Source organism: uncultured Brevundimonas sp. (genome assembly GCF_947305955.1).
Taxonomy (GTDB): domain Bacteria; phylum Pseudomonadota; class Alphaproteobacteria; order Caulobacterales; family Caulobacteraceae; genus Brevundimonas.
In genome coordinates, this window is the sequence record NZ_CAMZFB010000005.1 from 51542 (window position 1) to 72567 (window position 21026).

The 21026-nt window shown below is 63.7% G+C and carries 20 protein-coding genes; 14 read left to right on the forward strand and 6 right to left on the reverse strand.

Features of this window, described 5'->3' with window-relative positions:
- Positions 1-61: 61 nt before the first annotated feature.
- Positions 62-2038 carry an alpha/beta fold hydrolase gene (locus tag Q0Y42_RS02570; RefSeq protein WP_297799837.1) on the forward strand — a complete coding sequence of 659 codons (1977 nt, stop codon included), beginning with the start codon at positions 62-64 and terminating at the stop codon, positions 2036-2038.
- On the opposite strand, the gene Q0Y42_RS02575 is transcribed toward Q0Y42_RS02570, so the two are convergent.
- Positions 2035-2769, reverse strand: coding sequence for a HesA/MoeB/ThiF family protein (locus tag Q0Y42_RS02575; RefSeq protein ID WP_297799901.1), 735 nt, complete (start codon positions 2767-2769; stop codon positions 2035-2037). The two genes, Q0Y42_RS02570 and Q0Y42_RS02575, sit on opposite strands and share 4 nt — an antisense overlap.
- A gap of 87 nt (positions 2770-2856) precedes the next feature.
- On the opposite strand from Q0Y42_RS02575, the gene hslV reads away from it, so the two are divergent.
- Positions 2857-3417, forward strand: a complete 561-nt coding sequence (gene hslV, locus Q0Y42_RS02580; RefSeq protein ID WP_297799839.1) for an ATP-dependent protease subunit HslV — start codon at positions 2857-2859, stop codon at positions 3415-3417.
- An 83-nt stretch (positions 3418-3500) separates the two neighbouring features.
- Complete coding sequence (gene hslU, locus Q0Y42_RS02585) at positions 3501-4799, forward strand: ATP-dependent protease ATPase subunit HslU (protein WP_297799840.1); 1299 nt, start codon at positions 3501-3503, stop codon at positions 4797-4799.
- A gap of 39 nt (positions 4800-4838) precedes the next feature.
- On the opposite strand, the gene Q0Y42_RS02590 is transcribed toward hslU, so the two are convergent.
- On the reverse strand, positions 4839-5591 hold the full coding sequence (locus Q0Y42_RS02590; RefSeq protein ID WP_297799844.1) for an alpha/beta hydrolase: 753 nt from the start codon (positions 5589-5591) through the stop codon (positions 4839-4841).
- Positions 5592-5661: 70 nt separating this feature from the next.
- Here Q0Y42_RS02590 and Q0Y42_RS02595 point away from each other — a divergent pair, with 70 nt between their 5' ends.
- The 10 genes from Q0Y42_RS02595 to Q0Y42_RS02640 all read left to right on the forward strand — a co-directional run bounded on the left by Q0Y42_RS02595 (position 5662) and on the right by Q0Y42_RS02640 (position 14505).
- A complete protein-coding gene (locus Q0Y42_RS02595; protein WP_297799847.1) occupies positions 5662-6636 on the forward strand; it encodes a glycosyltransferase family 9 protein in 975 nt (324 codons plus the stop codon).
- Positions 6633-7589: a glycosyltransferase family 9 protein gene (locus Q0Y42_RS02600; protein ID WP_297799849.1), complete on the forward strand. Its 957-nt coding sequence runs from the start codon at positions 6633-6635 to the stop codon at positions 7587-7589. Before Q0Y42_RS02595 ends, Q0Y42_RS02600 begins: the two co-directional genes overlap by 4 nt.
- 110 nt (positions 7590-7699) lie before the next feature.
- Positions 7700-8221, forward strand: a complete 522-nt coding sequence (gene infC, locus Q0Y42_RS02605; protein WP_297799851.1) for a translation initiation factor IF-3 — start codon at positions 7700-7702, stop codon at positions 8219-8221.
- A gap of 241 nt (positions 8222-8462) precedes the next feature.
- Positions 8463-8660 (forward strand): 50S ribosomal protein L35, encoded by a 198-nt coding sequence (gene rpmI / locus Q0Y42_RS02610; protein ID WP_123286286.1) that lies wholly within the window; start codon positions 8463-8465, stop codon positions 8658-8660.
- Positions 8661-8766: 106 nt separating this feature from the next.
- On the forward strand, positions 8767-9120 hold the full coding sequence (rplT, locus tag Q0Y42_RS02615; protein ID WP_292050890.1) for a 50S ribosomal protein L20: 354 nt from the start codon (positions 8767-8769) through the stop codon (positions 9118-9120).
- A gap of 140 nt (positions 9121-9260) precedes the next feature.
- Positions 9261-10337 carry a phenylalanine--tRNA ligase subunit alpha gene (gene pheS / locus Q0Y42_RS02620; RefSeq protein WP_297799859.1) on the forward strand — a complete coding sequence of 359 codons (1077 nt, stop codon included), beginning with the start codon at positions 9261-9263 and terminating at the stop codon, positions 10335-10337.
- A gap of 11 nt (positions 10338-10348) precedes the next feature.
- Positions 10349-10738, forward strand: coding sequence for a hypothetical protein (locus Q0Y42_RS02625; protein WP_297799861.1), 390 nt, complete (start codon positions 10349-10351; stop codon positions 10736-10738).
- A complete protein-coding gene (pheT, locus tag Q0Y42_RS02630; RefSeq protein ID WP_297799863.1) occupies positions 10738-13128 on the forward strand; it encodes a phenylalanine--tRNA ligase subunit beta in 2391 nt (796 codons plus the stop codon). The genes Q0Y42_RS02625 and pheT overlap by 1 nt, the downstream gene beginning before the upstream one ends.
- Positions 13129-13134: 6 nt before the next feature.
- Positions 13135-13686, forward strand: a complete 552-nt coding sequence (locus Q0Y42_RS02635) for a TIGR00645 family protein (RefSeq protein WP_297799865.1) — start codon at positions 13135-13137, stop codon at positions 13684-13686.
- A gap of 195 nt (positions 13687-13881) precedes the next feature.
- The gene (locus tag Q0Y42_RS02640) at positions 13882-14505 is read left to right on the forward strand and encodes an EipA family protein (RefSeq protein ID WP_297799867.1); all 624 of its coding nucleotides are present in this window, start codon (positions 13882-13884) and stop codon (positions 14503-14505) included.
- Between the two features lie 52 nt (positions 14506-14557).
- On the opposite strand, the gene Q0Y42_RS02645 is transcribed toward Q0Y42_RS02640, so the two are convergent.
- From Q0Y42_RS02645 to glmS, 4 genes are all read right to left on the reverse strand, one after another.
- Positions 14558-15436, reverse strand: a complete 879-nt coding sequence (locus tag Q0Y42_RS02645) for an SDR family oxidoreductase (protein ID WP_297799869.1) — start codon at positions 15434-15436, stop codon at positions 14558-14560.
- Positions 15437-15472: 36 nt separating this feature from the next.
- A complete protein-coding gene (locus Q0Y42_RS02650; RefSeq protein ID WP_297799871.1) occupies positions 15473-16663 on the reverse strand; it encodes an NAD-dependent epimerase/dehydratase family protein in 1191 nt (396 codons plus the stop codon).
- A gap of 32 nt (positions 16664-16695) precedes the next feature.
- Positions 16696-17574, reverse strand: coding sequence for a UTP--glucose-1-phosphate uridylyltransferase GalU (gene galU, locus Q0Y42_RS02655; protein WP_297799873.1), 879 nt, complete (start codon positions 17572-17574; stop codon positions 16696-16698).
- A 103-nt stretch (positions 17575-17677) separates the two neighbouring features.
- Positions 17678-19492 carry a glutamine--fructose-6-phosphate transaminase (isomerizing) gene (glmS, locus tag Q0Y42_RS02660; RefSeq protein WP_297799874.1) on the reverse strand — a complete coding sequence of 605 codons (1815 nt, stop codon included), beginning with the start codon at positions 19490-19492 and terminating at the stop codon, positions 17678-17680.
- A 173-nt stretch (positions 19493-19665) separates the two neighbouring features.
- Here glmS and glmM point away from each other — a divergent pair, with 173 nt between their 5' ends.
- The gene (gene glmM / locus Q0Y42_RS02665) at positions 19666-21012 is read left to right on the forward strand and encodes a phosphoglucosamine mutase (protein WP_297799876.1); all 1347 of its coding nucleotides are present in this window, start codon (positions 19666-19668) and stop codon (positions 21010-21012) included.
- Positions 21013-21026 lie beyond the last annotated feature (14 nt).

The following is a 21026-nucleotide window of genomic DNA, read 5'->3' on the forward strand; positions in this document are numbered from 1 at the left end:
AACGGGGAAATTCCAAATGAAAGTGAAAAAGCGCGCGTCCGGCGTCTCGCGGCGCCAGGCTATGCTCATGGCTGCCGCGGGTAGTGCCGCCTTCTGGGCATCGCAGACAGGGCTGGCCAAGGCATTTACGGCGCAACCGCACCAGATGGCCGACTTCTTCCACCTTCGGGGCGTGAAGGGCGCAGCCATGTCACCGTCGGGCGAGCGCTTGGCCGTGCTGGAACAGTTGGGCACGGACGAAGAGCCGCGGGGCCGTATTACCGTCCGTTCGGCCTCCAATCCCGAACAGGCGGGTCGCCAGATCGATCTGGGGGCGCTGAACGTCCGCTGGGTTCACTGGGTGGACGAAAAGCGGATGCTGATCAGCATCTACACCAAGAACCCCGAGCGCCGCACGCGCACTATGGCCTCGCGTCAGGTGCAAAGGTTCAAGGATCACGCCACACACCGCGTTGTCAGCATCGACATCGAGTCCGGCAATATGGTGGTGATGTTCCAGCACGAGCGCGAGCGTCTTCGCTATTCGCCCTATCTCGGCACGGTCACCGATTTTCTGCACGATGATCCGGACCACATCCTGATGCCTGCGGGCGAGTTCGATGGCTCGCTGGCCCTGTTCAAGGTCAATATCAACACCGGCGTGGCCGTGAAATTCGAGTCCGGCTCGACCATCACCGTCGGTTGGCAGACCCATAACGGGGTGCCGGTTCTGAGACGTGACGTGAACAGCCGCCGTACGATGGAGTCGTGGTACGGCCGTGCACCGGGCGAGACCGAGTGGCGCTTCCTGCGACGCACCCGTCTGCGCGACGCGCCAGAGTTCAGCTATGTCGGACAGGGGGCCACGCCTGACACCGTGCGTATCCTGAACCGTGCCGAGGGCGAGGATCTGGCGCGGGTCAGGGACGTCAATCTGGCGGACTTCTCGGCGGGTGAGCCGATCCTGCCCAAGGAGGGCTATGAGGCTGTCGATGGCCTTTATGACAAGCGCGACAAATGGCTGGGCGTCGCCTATTACACCGACAAGCTGGAGTATCGGTTCGAGGACCCCAGCCTGACCGCCCACCATCAGGCGCTGGTGCAGTTCTTTGGCAATGAGTGTGACGTGATGATCGTCGACCTCAGCGCCGACCACAACCGCTTCATTGCTCAGGCCATTGGCCCGAATGATCCGGGCACCTTCATCTTCTATGATCGCCAGACCCGTAATGCGGTCCCGCTGGGTGCGCGTACCACCCTCGATATCGAGCGGCTGGGCAAGGGGCACCGGATCGAGGTCGATACCCGCGATGGCTCGCGTATCGAGGCCTATCTGACGGCGGCAGTGGGTGGGGCCCCCGGACCGCTGGTCGTCCTGCCGCACGGTGGTCCTGAGGTGCGTGACTATCACCGCTTTGACCGTCAGGCCCAGATTTTCGCGTCCATGGGCTGGTGGGTGCTGCAACCGAATTTCCGTGGCTCGGGCGGCTATGGGAAAGCCTTTGCCGAGGCCGGATGGCGGCGCTGGCACGACCGGATGCAGGAAGATGTCGAGGATGCGGTGGCCAAGGTCATTGCCGATTTCAACCTCGACAAGGATCGCGTGGCCATCGTCGGCACCAGCTATGGCGGCTATGCCGCTCTGATGGGAGCCGTGCGCCGTCCCGAACTCTACAAGGCGGCGATTGCCATCTGCGGCGTCAGCGACCTGATCGAAATGCTGCAGTGGGAAAAACGCACGGACGATACGCCGGACAAACTCATCTTCGAGTTCTGGACCAAGCGTATTGGCAATCTGGACACCGACAGGGCCATTCTGGAGGCGGGCTCGCCGCGCCTGCGGGTATCGGAAATCCAGTGTCCGGTGCTTCTGGTCCACGGTACCGAAGACCGCATCGTCCCTGTGCAGCAGTCACAGATTATGGAGCGCGCCCTGCGTCGTGCGGGCAAGAGGGTCGAATATATCGACGTCGAGGGCGGCCACGCTGACTGGGACGACGATCAAGAGCAGGAACTGATGATGAAATACGTCGACCTGCTGAAATCGGCCTTCGCCTAGGCGCAGACGGGGCATTCCGGATCGGCAGCCAGCTTCACCACGCGGGTGGCTGCCGACAGCCCGTCATAGATCAATAGGCGGCTTTCCAGCGGCTGGCCCGCGCCTGTGATGACCTTGATGGTCTCCAGCGCCGCCATGGTGCCGATCACCCCTGCCAGCGCCCCGATCACGCCCACGCGGGCGCAGGTCTCGGCCTCGGGCGGGGTCTCGGGTACGAGGCATTCATAGCAGGGCTGTCCTGTAAAGACGCCCACCTGTCCCGACCAGCGACCCAGTGCGCCCGATACCAAAGGCTTGCCTGTCGCAACACAGGCGGCGCTCACCGCAAAGCGCGTGTCGAAGTCATCGGTGCCGTCCAGCACCACATCGAAGCGGCTCACCAGATCTGCGGCGTTTTCCGGCGTGATGCGCTGGTTGAAAAGTTCTATTTCTGTGTGCGGGTTCAGGGCCCTCAGACGGTCGCGCGCCACCTCGATCTTGGGTTTGCCGATATCGTCGGTGGTGAAGGCCACCTGACGCTGCAGGTTCGACAGAGACACCACATCATCGTCGATCAGGCCCAGTGTCCCGACACCCGCCGCCGCCAGATAAAGCGCCGCCGGATTGCCGATGCCGCCCATGCCGACCACCAGAACGCGGGCGCGTTTCAGCGCCTGCTGCCCCGGTCCGCCCACTTCGGACAGGATCAGGTGGCGGGCGTAGCGCTCCACCTCTTCATCGGAAAATCGCACGGGTGACTGGTTCATTTGGTCGCTATTAGCACCTTCTGCATGGCTTGGCGCTTGCGGGGAAGCGCGACGCTCGCCACATCCCCGATCATGACGCAAGCATCCTCATTCCCCGACTGGCACGGCACGACCATTCTGGCGGTTCGCAAGGACGGCAAGACCATCATCGCCGGTGACGGTCAGGTCTCCATGGGTAACACCATCGTCAAGGGCTCGGCCCGCAAGGTCCGCAAACTGGCCGGTGGCAAGGTGATCGCCGGATTTGCCGGTGCGACTGCCGACGCCCTGACCCTGATCGAGCGGCTGGAAGCCAAGCTGGAACAGTATCCGGATCAGCTGGCCCGCGCCTGTGTGGATCTGGCCAAGGACTGGCGCACGGACCGCTACCTTCGCAAGCTGGAGGCCATGCTGCTGGTGGCTGACAGGAACACCATCCTGACTGTGACCGGCGTGGGTGATGTGCTGGAGCCGGAACAGGGCTGCGCCGCCGTCGGTTCGGGCGGCAACTATGCGCTGGCCGCCGCCCTGGCCCTCATCGATGAGGATACCGCGCTGGATGCCGAGGGCATTGCCCGCAAGGCGATGAAGATCGCCGCCAGCATCGATGTCTACACCAACGGCAACCTCACCATTGAGAGCCTCGACGGTTGAGCCTTGCCGCCCCCGATGGGGCGCTCAGGTAGAGAGCCGCCGCGCGGCGAACGATAGTGCCCCTGAGGGCAAATGAGACAAAAATGACTGATCTCTCTCCACGCGAAATCGTATCGGAACTGGACCGCTATATTGTGGGTCAGCAGGACGCCAAGCGTGCCGTCGCGGTGGCGCTTCGCAACCGCTGGCGCCGCAAGCGCGTGCCGGAAGACCTGCGTGATGAGGTCACGCCCAAGAACATCCTGATGATCGGCCCGACGGGCGTGGGCAAGACCGAGATCGCGCGCCGCCTCGCCAAGCTGGCCGGTTCGCCCTTCCTCAAGGTCGAGGCCACCAAATTCACCGAAGTCGGCTATGTCGGTCGCGACGTGGACCAGATCATGCGCGATCTGGTGGAAAGCGCCATCGCCATGGTGCGCGACAAACGCCGCGTCGAGGTTCAGGCCAAGGCCGAAGCTGCCGCCGAAGAACGCCTTTTGGACGCGCTCGTCGGCCCGACGTCCCAGCCCGCCACCCGCGATGCCTTCCGCAAGAAGTTGCGCGCCGGCGAGCTGGACGACAAGGAGGTCGAGATCTCGCTGGCCGATAATGCCTCGCCCCTCCAAGGCATGGATATTCCGGGCAGCAATGTCGGCATCCTCAACCTGTCTGATATGCTGGGCAAGCTGGGCGGTGGCCGCACCAAGACCGTGCGCATGACGGTGAAGGACGCGACCCAGCCCCTGATCACCGAAGAGGCCGACAAGCTGCTGGATCAGGACAGCCTGACCCGCGAGGCGGTGAAACTAGCCGAGAACGAGGGCATCGTCTTCCTCGACGAGATCGACAAGGTCGCCGCCCGTCAGGAAAAGGGCGGGGCCGATGTCTCGCGCGAGGGTGTGCAGCGCGACCTGCTGCCGCTGATCGAAGGCACGACGGTTTCGACCAAATACGGTCCTGTGAAGACCGACCATGTGCTGTTCATCGCGTCCGGTGCCTTCCATGTCGCCAAGCCGTCGGACCTGCTGCCGGAGCTTCAGGGCCGTCTGCCGATCCGTGTCGAGTTGAAGGCCCTGACGCGCGATGACTTCAAACGCATCCTGACCGAGCCGGAAGCCAATCTGATCCGCCAGAACCAGGCCCTGCTGGCGACCGAGGACGTGACCGTCACCTTCACCGACGAAGCCATCGAGGCGCTGGCCGACGCGGCGGTGACCGCCAACTCGACCATCGAGAATATCGGGGCGCGCCGCCTGCAGACCGTGCTGGAGCATGTGCTGGAAGAGACCAGCTATCGCGCTTCGGACATGGCGGGCGAGACGATCGAGTTTACCGGCACGGTGGTGCGCGAGAAACTGGGCGAACTGACCGGAAACGTGGACCTCAGCCGCTATATCCTGTGACATAGCGGCCAAGGCCGGACGTTATGGACCGTCGGGGCTTTAGGCTCCGGCGGTCTTTCTCATTTCGGAGACGGCCTGAACGAGGCGTTCCAGCTCGTGCGGCTTGGACAGGCGGTGGTCGCCGTCCTTGATGATGTCGAGGCGCACATCGCCGCCTTCATGCTTCTCCAACAGGGCCAGCTGCATGCGCCACGGCACGCTCTCGTCCAGCTTGCCCTGCAGGATGTGGATCGGGGCGGGGATCAGGATCGGGTCGTCGAGCAGCAGCCAATCGCGGGCCTCGTCGAACATGTGCTTGGTCAGCTGATAGCTGCCGAGACCCGGATCGCTGATGGTGGCAATGCCGTCGCGCAGGATTTCCTGACGGATATGATCGGGCAGGTCCGGCCACATGAGGCGCTCGGTAAAGTCCTGTGCCGGATTCACCAGAACCATCCCCACCACGGCTTGCGGACGCGCCACTGCCGCCAGCAGCGACACCCAGCCGCCCATCGAAGAGCCGACCAGGATCACCGGACGGGACAGTTCGTCGATCAGGGCGATGCAGTCCTCGCGCCAGCGACCGATGCTGGCTTTCGTCCAGTCACCCGATGAAACGCCATGGGCGAAATGGTCATAGCGGACATAGTTCCAGCCCTCGGCGCGGGCGGCCTCGTCCAGTGCCAGCGCCTTGGTGCCTTCCATATCCGAGCGGAAGCCGCCGACACAGATCACGACCGGACCCGAACCCTCGACCTGTTTATAGGCGATGGTTTCGCCATCGGGACGGGCAAAGGACTTGATCTGATCCATGGTCTTCCTCTCGCGCTTGGGACCGAAAACGGGTAGCCATCCTCCAATAGCAAAGTGAAGGCCGATCCGCGTGTCCCAATCGCCCTCCCGCGCAAATCCGCGCGTCCTGTTCATTAGTCCGAACCGTATCGGCGACAGTGTCATCGCCATGGGCATCGTGCGCGAAATCGGGCGCCAGTGGCCGGGGGCGGATATCACGGTGGTGACGTCCGGCATGGCGTCGTCCTTCTATCGGGCCGCGCCGCAGGTGGTGAAGATCATCCCGATCAACAAGGAAAAGCGCGGCGGCCACTGGATCAAGCTGTGGAAGGCTGTGCGCGGCCAAAGCTGGGATGCGGTCATCGACACGCGCGGCTCGCTGACGGCCTATCTGCTGAAAGCCAAGAAGCGCATCGTCTATACGCGCAAGCTGGAAACCGGAGAGCCGAAGGTTGCGGTCATCACCCGCCTGATGTCGGCCCCGCACAGCCTCGAGCCGGAACTGTTCATCGACGAGCGCGCCCGTGCCGAGGCTGCTGCCGTCATCGACCCGCAACTGCATTCGGGCGCGGGTGAGGGACCGATCCTGGCCCTTGCCCCCATCGCCCACCAGAAGGGCAAGAGCTGGCCCGCCGACCGCTGGGCCGCTCTGGTCGCCAAGCTGAAGGCCGAGCCGCGCTTTGACGGCTGGCGCTTCATGCCCGTCGGTGGTCCGGGGGACCATCCGCCTGCCGCGCCCGCACTGGCCGAGGCCGGAGATCGCGGCATCGACTGCGTTGGCAAGACCGACATCATCGCCTCTGCCGCCGCCATCGACCGTGCGGCGCTTTTCGTCGGTAACGACAGCGGCCTGATGCACGTCTCGGCGGCCACCGGAACGCCGACGCTGGGCCTGTTCGGCCCGACCGAGTGGTGGCTGTACGGACCGCGCGGGCCAAAGACCGCGACGGTGGCGTCCAACAATACGCGCGGCCAGTTCGCACCGATCGAAGACCTGAGCGTCGAGGCCGTATTCGACGCCACGATCAAACTCTACGACACCTATTACGCCGGAGCTGCCAAGTGACAGAGCGCCCGCAGGTCCTGTTCATCAGCGCCGACCGCATCGGTGATGCCATCATGTCCATCGGCGCGATCCGGGAGATCGGACGCCAGATACCGGGTGCCGAGATTACGGTGGCGGTCGGCCCGACGGCGGCGGCTCTGTTCCGTGCCGCGCCCGGCGTGGTCAAGGTGATCCCGTGGAAGAAGCAGAAGCTCTCGGGCCACTGGCGCACGCTATGGCGTCAGACGGTTGGCACGAAATGGGCGATGGTCGCCGATGTGCGCGGATCGGCCATGAGCCTGTTCCTGCGTGCCAAGGAGCGCCGCCTTTACAGCCGCGCGCTGGAAAAGGGTGAGATGAAGGTCGTCACCTTCTCCAACATGATGAAGGCCAAACAGGTCGCCGAGCCAGAAATCTTTCTGGATGACACGGCCCGCGCCCGCGCCGATGGGATCATCGGCAGCAATCCGGCACCGATCATCGCCTTTGCCCCCATTTCCACCGCCGAAGACCGCAGCTGGCCCAAGGACCGCTGGGCAGGCCTGATCAAAAAACTGATGGTCGAGCCGCGCTTTGACGGCTGGCGTTTCATGGTGGTCGGTGGTCCGGGCGATCACGATGCTGCCGCGCCGTCGCTGGCCGTGGCGGGTGATCGGGGCATCGACTTTGTCGGCAAGGGCGACATTCTGGCCTCGGCAGCCGCCCTTTCGCGCGCCAGCCTTTTTGTCGGCAATGACAGCGGACTGATGCACGTCTCGGCGGCGGCGGGCACGCCGACACTGGGCCTTTTCGGTCCCAGCGAGTGGTGGCACAAGGCGCCGTGGGGACCCAAGGGCCGCGTGCTGGCAGCGGCGCCGGTGCGGGGCGAGTTCGCATCCATTCTGAACCTGAGCGTCGATCAGGTGTGTGATGAAGTCCTCAAACTGCATGAAAGCTTTGCAGGAGCGGCCAAGGTCGCAACGACGGCGCCTTGAATTTCCGGCCTTACATCGCCATATTCCCGCCGCTGGATGCCGTCGGGAAAGCGTGGCGGTGTCCAATACAGTTTTGACCACATAAGGAAACGACGCCCATTCGCCGTCCAATGCAAGCGCCGCCCGTAAAGGACGGCCCGCCGATGAACCAAGATATCCGTGCACCGCGCGTTCTGCTGATTGACCAGAACGGCGAAAAGCAGGGTATCATGCCGCTGTCCGCCGCACTCGAAGCGGCTGAAGAGGCTGGCCTCGATCTCGTTCAGATCGTGAACAATCCGGATGCGCCGGTTTGCAAAATCCTGGACTACGGCAAGCATCGTTTCCAAGAGCAGAAGAAGAAGGCCGAGGCCCGCAAGCGCCAGAAGGTCGTCGAGCTCAAAGAAATCAAGCTGCGTCCGAACATCGACACCCACGACTATGAAGTGAAGGCCAAGTCCATGCGCCGCTTCTTCGAAGAGGGCGACAAGGTGAAGGTCACCCTGCGCTTCCGCGGTCGTGAAATGGCACACCCGGACCTCGGCATGAAGCTGATGCATAAGGTGCAGGCCGACTTTGACGAAATCGCCAAGGTCGAGTTCGCACCGAAGATGGAAGGCCGTCAGATGATCATGATCCTGGCCCCGCGCTAAGGATATCGATCATCCGGACTTTCCGACCGGAATACCGACGCCCCGTGACCTTGGTCGCGGGGCGTTTGTGTATCTTGGGGGCGGCCAAGCCCTTGCTTTTTGGGCGCGGGCGGCTTAGAACCCGCGCCTTCGTATCTACGGATCGCCGGGCGAATAGGCATTGCCTGGGCGGTTCTGAAACGGACGCTACTGGATTTCTTTCGGGAATGACGGGGCGGACACTCAATCAGAGAGAGTTAAAATGCCGAAGCTGAAGACGAAGTCGGGCGCCAAGAAGCGCTTCAAATTCACTGCATCGGGCAAGGTCAAGGCCGGCGTTGCTGGCAAGCGCCACCGCCTGATCAGCCACAACTCGAAGTACATCCGCCAAAACCGCGGCACTTCGGTCATGGCTGACGCCGACGCCAAGAAGATCAAGTCCTACATGCCGTACGCCTAAGGCGCGGCTGACTTAATCTCCCCAAGCACTGAATTTGAATTTGTGTCCCTCAAGCAGTTTGTCGCCGCGCGACAAACGATAGGGCCCCCCCAAAAGGGAAAACAACATGGCTCGCGTTACCCGGGGCGTTACGTCCCACGCCAAGCACAAGAAGGTCCTGAAGCAAGCCAAGGGCTTCTACGGCCGCCGCAAGAATACCATCCGCGCCGCCAAGGCTGCTGTTGACCGTGCCGGTCAGTACGCCTACCGCGACCGCCGCAACAAGAAGCGCAACTTCCGCGCCCTGTGGATCCAGCGCATCAACGCTGCTGCCCGCGCTGAAGGCTTCACCTACTCGCAGTTCATCCACGGCCTCGACAAGGCTGGCATCGTTCTGGACCGTAAGGTTCTGGCTGCCATCGCCGCTGACGAAGCTGGCTTCAAGGCAATCGCCGAGAAGGTCCGCGCTGCTCTGGCCTAAGTCTTTGGCCTAAGAGAAAGCACGATCTGCTTAAAAAGCGCCCGCTCCGGTCAACGGGGCGGGCGTTTTTGCATTCTGGCCCCTGCACCGTCTGCTAAGAGGGTGACGAACGGGCCACGGCCCGATAAAGCACAGCGCAAATGACTGATCTCGTCCAACTCGAAACCGAAATCACCCAAGCCATCGGCGCGGCAGAGACTGTCGCGGCCCTTGAAGAGGTGCGCGTTGGCGCCCTCGGCAAGTCCGGCTCGATCTCCCTCCTGCTGAAAGGCATGGGCCAGCTGAGCCCCGACGAGCGCCGCGAGCGCGGTCCGGTGCTGAACGGCCTCCGCGACCGTGTGACCACGGCGCTGAATGCCAAGAAGGCCGAACTGGAAGCGGCGGAACTGAACGCCCGCCTGCTGGCCGAGCGCGTCGATCTGACCCTGCCTTCGCGTCCGCGTCGCAAGGGCGGCGTCCACCCGACCATGCAGGTCATGGACGAGATGATCGCCATCTTCGCCGAGATGGGCTTTGCCGTCGCCGAAGGTCCCGACATTGAGGACGACTTCCACAACTTCACCGCGCTGAACTTCCCGCCGAAGCACCCCGCGCGTGAGATGCACGACACCTTCTTCCTGAAGCCGGACGCCGAGACGGGCGAGCGCAAGGTTCTGCGTACCCACACCTCGCCGGTTCAGGTGCGTACGATGATGTCGCAAAAGCCGCCGATCCGTATCATCGCGCCGGGCCGCACCTTCCGTAAGGACTCCGATGCGACCCACACCCCGATGTTCCACCAGATCGAAGGTCTGGTGATCGACCGCGACATCAACATGGGCCACCTCAAGACCACGCTTGAGACCTTCATGGCCCGCTTCTTCGAGCTGGACGACGTGCAGGCCCGCTTCCGCCCGCACCACTTCCCGTTCACCGAGCCGTCGGCTGAAATGGACATCCGCTGCGACCGTTCGGGTGGCAAGCTGGTGCTGAACACCGGCGAGGACTGGCTGGAAATTCTGGGCTGCGGCATGGTTCACCCGAACGTGCTGACCGCCTGCGGCCTCGATCCGAACGAGTATCAGGGCTTTGCCTTCGGTATGGGCGTGGACCGTCTGGCCATGCTGAAATACGGCGTGCCGGACCTGCGTCCGATGTTCGAAGCGGATACCCGCTGGCTGGCCCACTACGGCTTCTCGGCCTTCCAGGCCCCCAACCCGGCCTCGGGCCTGAGCTGAGGCACACAGTTATGACTGACAATACAGACATCACCATCCCCGCCGTCGGCGAGGGCCCCGAGTACGAAAAGATCAATATCTGGCTGCCGGCTCTGGCGCTGGAAGCGGCCCGTCGCGGCACCGCTGTGATCGAGGGCAAGACCTTCCGCAACTGCCTGATCGAAGGTCCGGCTGTGCTGCTGCCTATCGGTGCGTGCAATTTTGACGGCTGCAACATGGGTGACGCCCAGGGCGACATCCGCAACCTGCTGCTGCAACCGCTCGGCCCGCAGAAGGTGACCGGCACCGTGGCCTTCAAGGACTGCCAGTTCATCAACTGCCAATTCCTGCGCGTCGGTTTCACCGGCTCGCCCGACTTCCTCGAGCAGATCCAGCAGGTCCTGACCGGAGGGGCCCAGTAATGAAATTCACCCTTTCGTGGCTCAAGGACCACCTCGACACCACGGCGGATGTGAACGCCGTGTCCGAGGCCATGACCATGGCCGGTCTGGAAGTCGAAGAGGTCGCTGATCCGGTCTCGAAACTGGCTCCGTTTAGCGTGGCCAAGATCGTCTCGGCCGAGCGTCACCCCAACGCCGACCGCCTTCAGGTCTGTCAGGTCGACACCGTCGATGGCCGCAAGGAAATCGTCTGCGGTGCGCCGAACGCCCGTCCGGGCCTGACCACCATCTATGCGCCGATCGGGGCCTATGTGCCGGGTCTGGACGTGACGCTGGTTGAAAAGCCGGTGCGCGGCATCGTCTCCAACGGCATGCTCTGCTCGGGCGGCGAACTGGAACTGCCGGACCAGAATGACGGTATTCTGGAGCTGTCGGACGATCTGGCTGTCGGTACTTCCGCGGCCGAGGTGTTCGGCCTCGAGCCGGTCATCGACTTTGAAGTTACCCCGAACCGCCCCGACTGGTTGGGTGTCGCTGGCATCGCCCGCGATCTAGCTGCTGCCGGTGTCGGCACGCTCAAGACGCCCGCCATCGAGCCTGTGGCAGGCAAGGGTGCGCCTAGCATCAGCGTGCGTATCGATGCGCCGGAACTGTGCCCGACCTTTGCCGGTCGTGTGATCCGTGGCGTGAAGAACGGCCCGTCGCCGAAGTGGCTTCAGGATCGCCTGACCGCCATCGGCCTGCGCCCGATCAATGCGCTGGTGGATATCACCAACCTGATCTCCTACGACCGTGCGCGCCCGCTGCACGTCTACGACATCTCCAAGCTGGAAGGCGCGGAAATCGTCGTGCGCGGCGGCCAAGAGGGCGACAGCCTGCTGGCGCTGGACGGCAAGGAATACGCCCCGCAAGCCGCTGACTGCGTGATCGCCGACAACGGCGGCGCGCGCGCCATCGGCCTTGGCGGCGTGATGGGCGGCGAGAGCACCGGCTGCTCGGACGAGACGGTCGATGTCTTCGTCGAAAGCGCATGGTTCGAGCCGATCGTGATCGCCCAGACGGGCCGTTCTCTGGGCATCAGCTCCGACGCCCAATACCGTTTCGCGCGCGGCGTCGACACCCACTCGGTCGTTCCGGGTCTGGAACTGGCGACCAAGCTGATCCTCGACCTGTGCGGCGGCGAGCCGTCGGACATCGTGGTGGCGGGTGAGGCTCCGGCCGCACCGCAGGGCTTTGCCTTTGATCCGGCCTTTGTGAAGCGCCTGTCGGGCATGGATCTGAGCGAGGACCGCATTGCAGAAATCCTGACCGCTCTCGACTTCAAGGTCGAGCGTGGCAGCCCGTGGATCGTCACCCCGCCGACCGCGCGCCGTGACGCTCATGGTCCGGCCGATCTGGTGGAAGAGGTTGCCCGCATCGAAGGCTTTGCCTCGCTGCCGTCGATCCCGCTGCCGTTTGTGGCACCGCCTGCCGGTGGCATCCTCAGCGCCCGTCAGGCCCGCGTCCGCACCGCCCGTCGCGCCCTGGCGTCGATGGGCTATGCCGAGGCTGTGACCTGGTCCTTCACCAAACAGTCGATCGCCACCCTGTTCGGCGGCGGTGACGACAAGCTGGTGCTGGAAAACCCGATTGCGTCGGACCTCGACTGCATGCGCCCGTCGGCCCTGCCGAACCTCATTCAGGCCGCCGCCCGCAACGCCGCCCGTGGTCACGCGGACGCCGCCCTGTTCGAAATCGGCCCGATCTATCTCGGCGATGGTCCCAAGGACCAGCGCACGGTTATCGCCGGTCTGGTCGCCCCGCACGCCGACCGTCACTGGCAGGGTGCGGGCGATGATGCGCTGTTCACTCTCAAGGGTGACCTGATCGAGCTGCTGGAACTGATCGGTGCGCCGGTCGGCTCCCTGCAACTGGTTCAGGGTCAGAACCGTGAGTGGTGGCATCCGGGTCGTTCGGCCCGTCTGCAACTGGGTCCCAAGAACATCATCGTCGAGTTCGGTGCCCTGCACCCGTCGGTGCTGAAGACGCTGGATGCCGATGGTCCGATGCTGGCCTTCGAAATCATCCTCGACAACGTGCCGGAGCCCAAGGGCAAGGGCGGCAAGGCCCGTGGTGCGGCCAATCTGTCGAACCTGATGCCGCTGACCCGCGACTTCGCCTTTGTGGTGGACGAGGACAAGGCGGTCGGCGATCTGGTCCGCGCGGTATCGGGTGCCGACAAGGCGCTGATCACCGATGTGCGCGTGTTCGACGTCTATCGCGGCAAGGGCGTGCCGGAAGGCCAGAAGTCAATCGCACTGGAGGTCGAACTCCAGCCGCGTGAAGCCACTCTGACCGACGCGGAGATCGAGGCTGTCATGTCCAAGATCGTCGCCGCCGCCACCAAGGCCGGCGCGGTCCTGCGGAGCTGATAACGGATGGCTGAGAAGAAACCGTGGGCGGAGACGGCGTTTGAGCGGAACCTGTTCCGTGCGCGCTGGTTGATGGCCCCCTTCTATCTGGGTCTGGTTCTGGCCCTGCTGATGCTGCTGTCGGTCTTTGTGCAGGAAGTGGTCCACTTCCTGCCGCAGGCCTTTGTCTTTGGCGAAGGCCATATGACGGCGGACACGGCGATCCTCGCCATCCTCAGCCTTGTTGACCTGTCGCTGGCGGGCAATCTGCTGCTGATCGTCATCTATTCCGGCTACGAGAACTTCGTCTCCAAGCTGGATCTGGACGAGAACCACGTGGACCGCCCACCGTGGATGGGCACGGTGGACTTCTCGGGCCTGAAGATGAAGCTGATCGCCTCCATCGTGGCGATCTCGGCCATCTCCCTGCTCAAGGCTTTCATGAACCTCGGCAAGCCGGGCTATGACATCGATCAGGCCTCGCTGATGTGGGGCGTGATCATCCACCTGACGTTCGTGACGTCCGGTGTGCTGCTGGCGCTGATGGACTGGGTCGCGTCCAAGACCGACAAACACTGATCCATCAGGACAGCAAAAAAGTTCAAGGGCGCAGGGCTTCGGCTTTGCGCCCTTTTTCTTGGGTTTGAGGGGTCGAAAACTGCGATTGCAATGATTGGTTAACCCTAAAGCCCCAAGTCTGCCGCAAAAGGCCGTGACGGTAGTCGCTAGCCCGAAATGTCGGGCGACCGTTATGCCCGATGGAGTTTTGACGACATGCACCGCCGCCAATTGATCCGTACCAGCGTGGGTCTTGCTGCTGCCAGTGCCCTGCCCGTAGGCCTTGGTGCCTGCGCTACGCGTGGTGAGGCTGCCAATCCGAACTATCCGATTGCTTCGGACCAGACGGCCAAGGCCTATACCTTCGACGAACTGGTCGCGGCAGGTTCGCGTGAACTGGGCATTGCCTCCGAAGCCATCGGCGGCGCCATCGAGCGCATCTTCGCCGATCAGGGCGACGCCCCGACCGCCTATATCGCGGGCGAGGAAGCCGCCGGTGCCGTGGTGGCCGGTCTGCGCTATGGCCGTGGTGCCCTGCACATGAAGGACATGTCGGCCTCGCGCGAAGTCTTCTGGCAAGGCGCGTCGATCGGTTGGGACTGGGGTGGCAACGCCAGCCGCGTCTTCACCCTCGTCTACGGCCTCTATCACCCCGACATGCTTTACCGCCGCTATCCGGGCGTTGAAGGCTCGGCCTATGCCGTGGCCGGTCTGGGCGTGAACTACCAGCGCGCCGACGGCATTGTGCTGGCTCCGGTCCGTACCGGCGTCGGCCTGCGTCTGGGGGCCAATGTCGGCACCATGAGCTACAGCCGCCAGCGCAACATCCTGCCGTTCTAAGCAGGGCGTTCAGCCAAAGATCAAAGGCCGGAGCAGTTGCTCCGGCCTTTTTCTATTCCAGCGTGGGGATCAGGCTCTCCAGTCCCTCGCGGTAGGACGGATAGAGCGGTCGCCAGCCGAGTTCCGCCTTGGCGCGGGCGTTGGAGACGCGTTTGGAGTCCAGATAGAAACGGCGCATGCCGTCACTGACGCTGGGGTCGTCCAGATCAACTTCCGGCGGCTGCGGCAGGCCCAGTCGGCGGGCGGCCCATTCGGTCACCACATCGGCGGGCGAAGGCTCGTCGTCGGTCAGGTTGTAGATGCCGCCCGGACGCGGACGCTCCATCGAGGCGAACAGCCCCGAGACAATGTCGTCGATATGGATGCGGTTGAATACCTGACCGGGCTTGCGGACCAGCTTGGCGCGACCGTCCTTCAGCCGCTCCAGTATATTGCTGCCCGCGCCATAGAAGCCGGGGAGGCGGAAAATCTGTACCGTCAGGCCCATGCCCCGCCCGCTGTCCAGCCAGTCGCGCTCGGCGCGGACGCGGCGCGCTCCTTCTAGGGTTGCGGCATTCAGGGCGTCGTCCTCGGTCACCCACCCGCCGCGCCGGTCGCCATAGACGCTGGTCGAGGAAATATAGCCGATCCAGTCGGGCCAGGCCTCGGCGGCCCTCAGATGGGACAGGGCGGCCAGCGCAGGGCATCCCTGACTGTCCGGCGGTGCCGTGACAAGGATGTGGCTGGCCTTGCTCGCGGCGCGGGCCAAGGCCTCTTCATCGGCGGGATCGACGGCCTGAATACCATCCGCTGTCAGTGCCTGCCGATGCGCCTCGCGGCGCGAGGTGGCATGGACGTCCCAGCCACGGGCCTTGGCCTCTTTCGCTACGGCGGTGCCGAGAGAACCTGCGCCAAAGATCAGCAGCGTCGGCGTAGCAGGGGAAAGGCTCATATTGGTGGGGACCCTTGGACGGTTGAAGTCGGTAGCTTAGCGGTCTTGTTCCAGTGCTTTTGCCCGCGCTTCGTTCCATGCGGAGACGCAAGGAATCTTGCTGCGGTCGCAGCGGTCGGCATAGCGGCGGGCCACTTCGGTCACATCGTTCATGAGCCCCTGTTCCAGCGTGATCGGATCAAGGCCCAGCGCCTTGAACCCATCATTGGCCACGACCAGCTCGTTCTCGTCGGCTTCGTGTCGCGGATTGGGCAGGTTGGCGATGGTGGCTCCGGTCATGTCGGCCACCATCTGTGCCAGATCGCGCACGCGGCGGCTTTCGGTCATCTGGTTCAGGATTTTGACGCGTTCGCCGCGCGCGGGCGGATTGTTCAGTGCCAGCTCCACACAGCGCACCGTGTCCTGAATATGGATGAAGGCCCGCGTCTGGCCGCCCGATCCGTGGACCGTCAGCGGATAGCCGACCGCCGCCTGCATCAAAAAGCGGTTCAGCACGGTGCCATAGTCGCCGTCATAGTCGAAACGGTTGATCAGTCGCTCGTCTATGCGGGTCTGTTCGGTCTGCGCGCCCCAGACGATGCCCTGATGCAGGTCGGTGATCCGAAGCTGGTCGTTCTTGGCGTAGAACTGGAACAGCAGGGCGTCCTGCGTCTTGGTCATGTGATAGATGCTGCCGGGGTTAGGCGGGAACAGGATTTCCTGTTCGGTGGGCCCAAAGTCGGTATCGACCGTCACCTTGAGATAGCCCTCGGGGATTTTCAGCCCCGCGGTCGTATAGCCATAGACCCCCATGGTGCCGAGGTGCGCCAGATGGATGTCCAGCCCACTGTCCACCATGGCCGCCAGCAGATGGTTGGTGGCGTTCAGGTTGTTGTCGACGGTGTAGAGCTTGTGCCGCGCCGACTTCATCGAATAGGGGGCGGCGCGCTGCTCGGCGAAGTGGACGATGCTGTCCGGCTTCCACGATTTCAGCAGGCCCAGCAGGCGCTCAAAGTCCTTGCCGACCGTCAGGTTCTCATAGGCGACGGTCCGGCCCGACACCTCTTTCCATGCCCTGATGCGGTCGTGGATGGAGGTGATGGGCGTCAGGGACTGGACGCCCAGCTCGTTGTCGATGTTCCGGCGGCTGAGGTTGTCGACGATCAGCACGTCCCAGCCGTTGTCCGACAGGTGAAGCGCCGTGGGCCAGCCGCAGAAGCCGTCTCCGCCAAGGATCATCACGCGCATCGACAACACTCCGTCTCGGGGGAAGAGGGATTTTACAGCAGGGCCTCAATGGCTTCGCGTGCAGCCGGCCCCAGATCGGGGCGCTTCAGGGCCAGCGCCACATTGGCGCGCAGAAGGCCGATCTTGTCGCCGCAGTCGTGGGTCACGCCTTCATACTCATAGGCGGTGAATTTCTGGCTGCCCATCAGGCGGGCCATAGCGTCGGTTAGTTGGATCTCGCCGCCCGCACCGGCTTCCTGCGTCGCCAGAAGGTCGAAGATTTCCGGCTGCAGGATATATCGGCCCGAGATCGATAGGTTCGACGGGGCGGTGCCCTTGGCGGGCTTTTCCACCATGCCCTTCATGGTGATGGAGCGGCCATCACGGCCCGCCGGATCGACGATGCCGTATTTGTGGGTCTGCTCGTCCGGCACCTGCTCGACGCCGATGACATTGCCGCCGACCTTGGCATAGACGTCGGCCAGCTGTTTGAGGGCACCCGGCTGGCTGTCGACGATGACGTCGGGAAGGATGACCGCGAACGGCTCGTGCCCGATGATGTCGCGCGCACACCAGATGGCGTGGCCGAGGCCCTTGGGCTTCATCTGGCGGGTGAAGCTCATCTCGCCCGCGCGGGCGAGTTCGGCATTCATGACATCGAGGATGTCGGTCTTGCCCTTGGCCTCAAGCTGGGCTTCCAGTTCGACCTGATGGTCGAAATAGTCCTCGATGGCCTGTTTGGCGCGGCCGGTGACGAAGACGATATGCTCGATCCCTGCCTCGCGCGCCTCTTCGACGATGTAGGACAGGATGGGCCTGTCCACGACGTTCAGCAGCTCCTTCGGGGTGGTCTTGGTGCCGGGAAGGACGCGCGTCCCCAGACCGGCAACGGGCAAAACCGCCTTGCGAAGGCGGGCGTGTGAACTCGACATGGACAATCCAGATCAGCCTATGATGGTGCCAGTCATAGGGGCATTCTGGCCTCCGTCAAACGGCAGTTAGCTAAACTGCCGTTTGCACGGGAGGTTCACGGCCTTATTCGACCGTGACGGATTTCGCCAGATTGCGCGGCTGGTCGACATCCGTGCCCTTCTGCACGGCGGTGAAATAGGACAGCAGCTGCATCGGCACGGCATAGACCAGCGGCGCGGCGATCGGATGCACGGCAGGCGCAGCGATACGCTCGATGCCCTCGCCATGCAGTTCCGGTGCGTTGGCGGGCGCGATCATGATCACCGGACCACCACGGGCGGCCACTTCCTGAAGGTTGGAGGCGGTCTTTTCGTAAAGCTCGTCCAGCGGGGCCAGGGCGATGGTCGGGGTATATTCGTCGATCAGCGCGATCGGGCCGTGCTTCAACTCGCCGGCGGCATAGCCTTCGGCGTGGATGTAGCTGATTTCCTTCAGCTTCAGCGCGCCTTCCATGGCCAGCGGATACATGGCCCCGCGACCCAGGAACAGTACGTCACGCGCCTTGGCCAGTTCCTGCACCAGCACGCGGATCGGCTTGTCCATATAGAGGGCTTCGGAGATCAGGCGCGGGGCTTCGAACAGGGCGCGGACCAGTTCGGCTTCCTCAGCCTCGGTGATCTTGCCGCGGGCGACCCCGGCGGCAATCGCCAGAGACAGGAGCGCAGCGACCTGTGCGGTAAAGGCCTTGGTCGAGGCGACGCCGATTTCGGGACCGGCGTGGGTCGGCCACAGGATTTCGGCCTCGCGAGCCATGGACGAGGTGTGGACGTTGACGACAGCGGCGGTCTTGAGCCCCTGTGCCTTGCACCACGTCAGGCCGGCCAGGGTGTCCGCCGTCTCGCCCGACTGGCTCACGGCAACGGACAGCGTGCCCTTGGCGAGGGCCGGATCGCGGTAACGGAACTCGGACGCGATTTCGACATCGCACGGCAGGCCGGCGTATTTCTCGAACGCATAGCGGCCGATCTGGCCTGCGTAAAAGGCGGTACCGCAGGCGATGATCTGGATACGGTCGATATTGGCAAAGTCCACGGCGGCGGGCTTGGCCTTGGCCGTCACCAGATCGAGGTATTCCGACAGGGTGTGCTGGACGCTGTCCGGCTGTTCATGGATTTCCTTTTCCATGAAGTGGCGGAAGCTGCCCTTTTCCACGAGGGCGCTGGAGGCGGCGACCTTGACGACCGGACGGTTGGCGGGCTGGCCATCGGCACTGAAGATTTGCGCGTCGGTGCGGGTCATGGCGACATAGTCGCCTTCTTCCAGATAGGATATCTGTTGGGTGAACGGGCCAACAGCCAGCGCGTCAGAGCCGAGATACATCTCGCCCTCGCCCCAGCCGACGACCAGCGGGCTGCCACGGCGGGCGCCGAGGATCAGTTCCTTCTCGCCCTCGATCAGGACGGCGAGGGCATAGGCCCCCGTCAGGCGGTCGAGCGTAGCCTTGAAGGCATCCAGCGGGGCCATGCCCGCATCGATGTTGTGGTCGAGAAGGTGGGCGACGACCTCGGTGTCGGTCTGGCTTTCGAACACGCGGCCTTCGGCTTCCAACTCGGCCTTCAGTTCGGCGAAGTTTTCGATGATGCCGTTGTGGACCAGACAGACGCGGCCCGCCTTGTGCGGGTGGGCGTTGGCCTGGGTCGGCGCGCCGTGGGTGGCCCAGCGGGTGTGGCCGATGCCGACCGAACCCTGAATGGGGTCTTCGGCCAGAACGGCTTCGAGGTTGCGGATCTTGCCCTTGGCGCGGCGGCGGCGGATGCCGCTGTCGTCCTGCACGGCGATACCGGCGGAGTCATAGCCTCGGTACTCCAGACGTTTCAGGCTGTCGATCAGACGGGGAACAACAGGACCCGTTCCGGTCACGCCAATAATGCCGCACATGGTTGTACTCCGACAAAAGTGGGTCCGGTTTTGCGTCGGGGGCCCAGTTTGAGGTAAGCGAGAAGGTTCAGCTTTCGCCTTTGAGCTTGGCACATAAGCATTGTGCGCTCATCCGGCATCAAAAAATGGGTTTCGGAAGGTTTCCGTAATCCCGCCAGTGAAGGAATGCGCCTTTGGGCGAGAGAAAATATTTCGGTACCGACGGCATCCGTGGCCGCGCCAATACCTATCCGATGACCGCCGAGGTCGCCCTGCGCGTGGGTCTGGCGGCTGGCCGCCTGTTCAGCACCGGCGATGACCGCCGCCATCTGGTGGTGATCGGCAAGGACACCCGCCTGTCCGGCTATATGCTGGAGCCTGCGCTGGTGGCGGGTCTGGCGTCTGTGGGGATGGACGTGCGCACCTTTGGGCCGCTGCCGACGCCGGGCGTGGCGATGATGACCCGCTCCATGCGCGCCGATCTTGGCATCATGATCTCGGCCTCGCACAACGACTATGCCGACAACGGCATTAAGCTGTTCGGGCCGGACGGCTACAAGCTGTCGGACGAGATCGAGCTGAGGATCGAGGCCATGATGGACGAGGCGCTGAGCGAGAACCTCGCGCCGTCGAACAAGCTGGGCCGCGTCAAGCGGATCGATGACGCTCCGCCGCGCTATATCGAAATCGCCAAACAGGCCTTCCCGAAACGCCTCAGCCTCAAGGGTCTGCGCGTCGCCATCGACTGCGCCAACGGCGCGGGTTACCGCGTGGCTCCGACAACCCTCTATGAGCTGGGCGCCGAGGTATTCCCCGTCGGTGTCGAGCCGAACGGCCTGAACATCAACGCCGAGTGCGGCTCCACCCATCCCGAAACCGTGTCCGAGGCGGTCAAACGCTATCGCTGCGACATCGGCATCGCACTGGACGGTGATGCCGACCGCGTCATCATCTGTGATGAAAAGGGCCATGTGGTCGACGGTGATCAGATCATGGCCCTGATCGGTCTGGACTGGGCCAAGCGCGGCCGCCTGAACGGCAATGGCGTGGTGGCGACGGTTATGTCCAACCTTGGACTGGAGCGCCGCCTGAAGGCCGAGGGTCTGACGCTGGAGCGCACCAAGGTGGGCGACCGCTATGTGATGGAGCGCATGCGTCAGGGCGGCTTCAACATCGGCGGCGAGCAGTCGGGACACATCATCCTGCGCGACCACGCCACGACGGGTGATGGCTTGATGGCCGCGCTTCAGGTTCTGGCCGTGCTGGTGGAAGCCGGTGTGCCGATGAGCGAGCTGGCCCGCCAGTTCGAGCCGGTGCCCCAACTGCTCAAGAATGTCCGCTATACCTCGGAGGCTCCGCTGGAGACCGATCTGGTCAAACAGGCCATGGCCGAGGCCGAGGCGTCGCTGAACGGTTCGGGCCGCCTTCTGGTCCGCAAATCGGGCACGGAAAAGCTGATCCGCGTCATGGCCGAGGGCGACGACGAGGCCCTCGTCAAACGGGTAGTCAACGACGTGGCTGAGGCCGTCGAAAAGGCCTGATAACAGGACGGAAA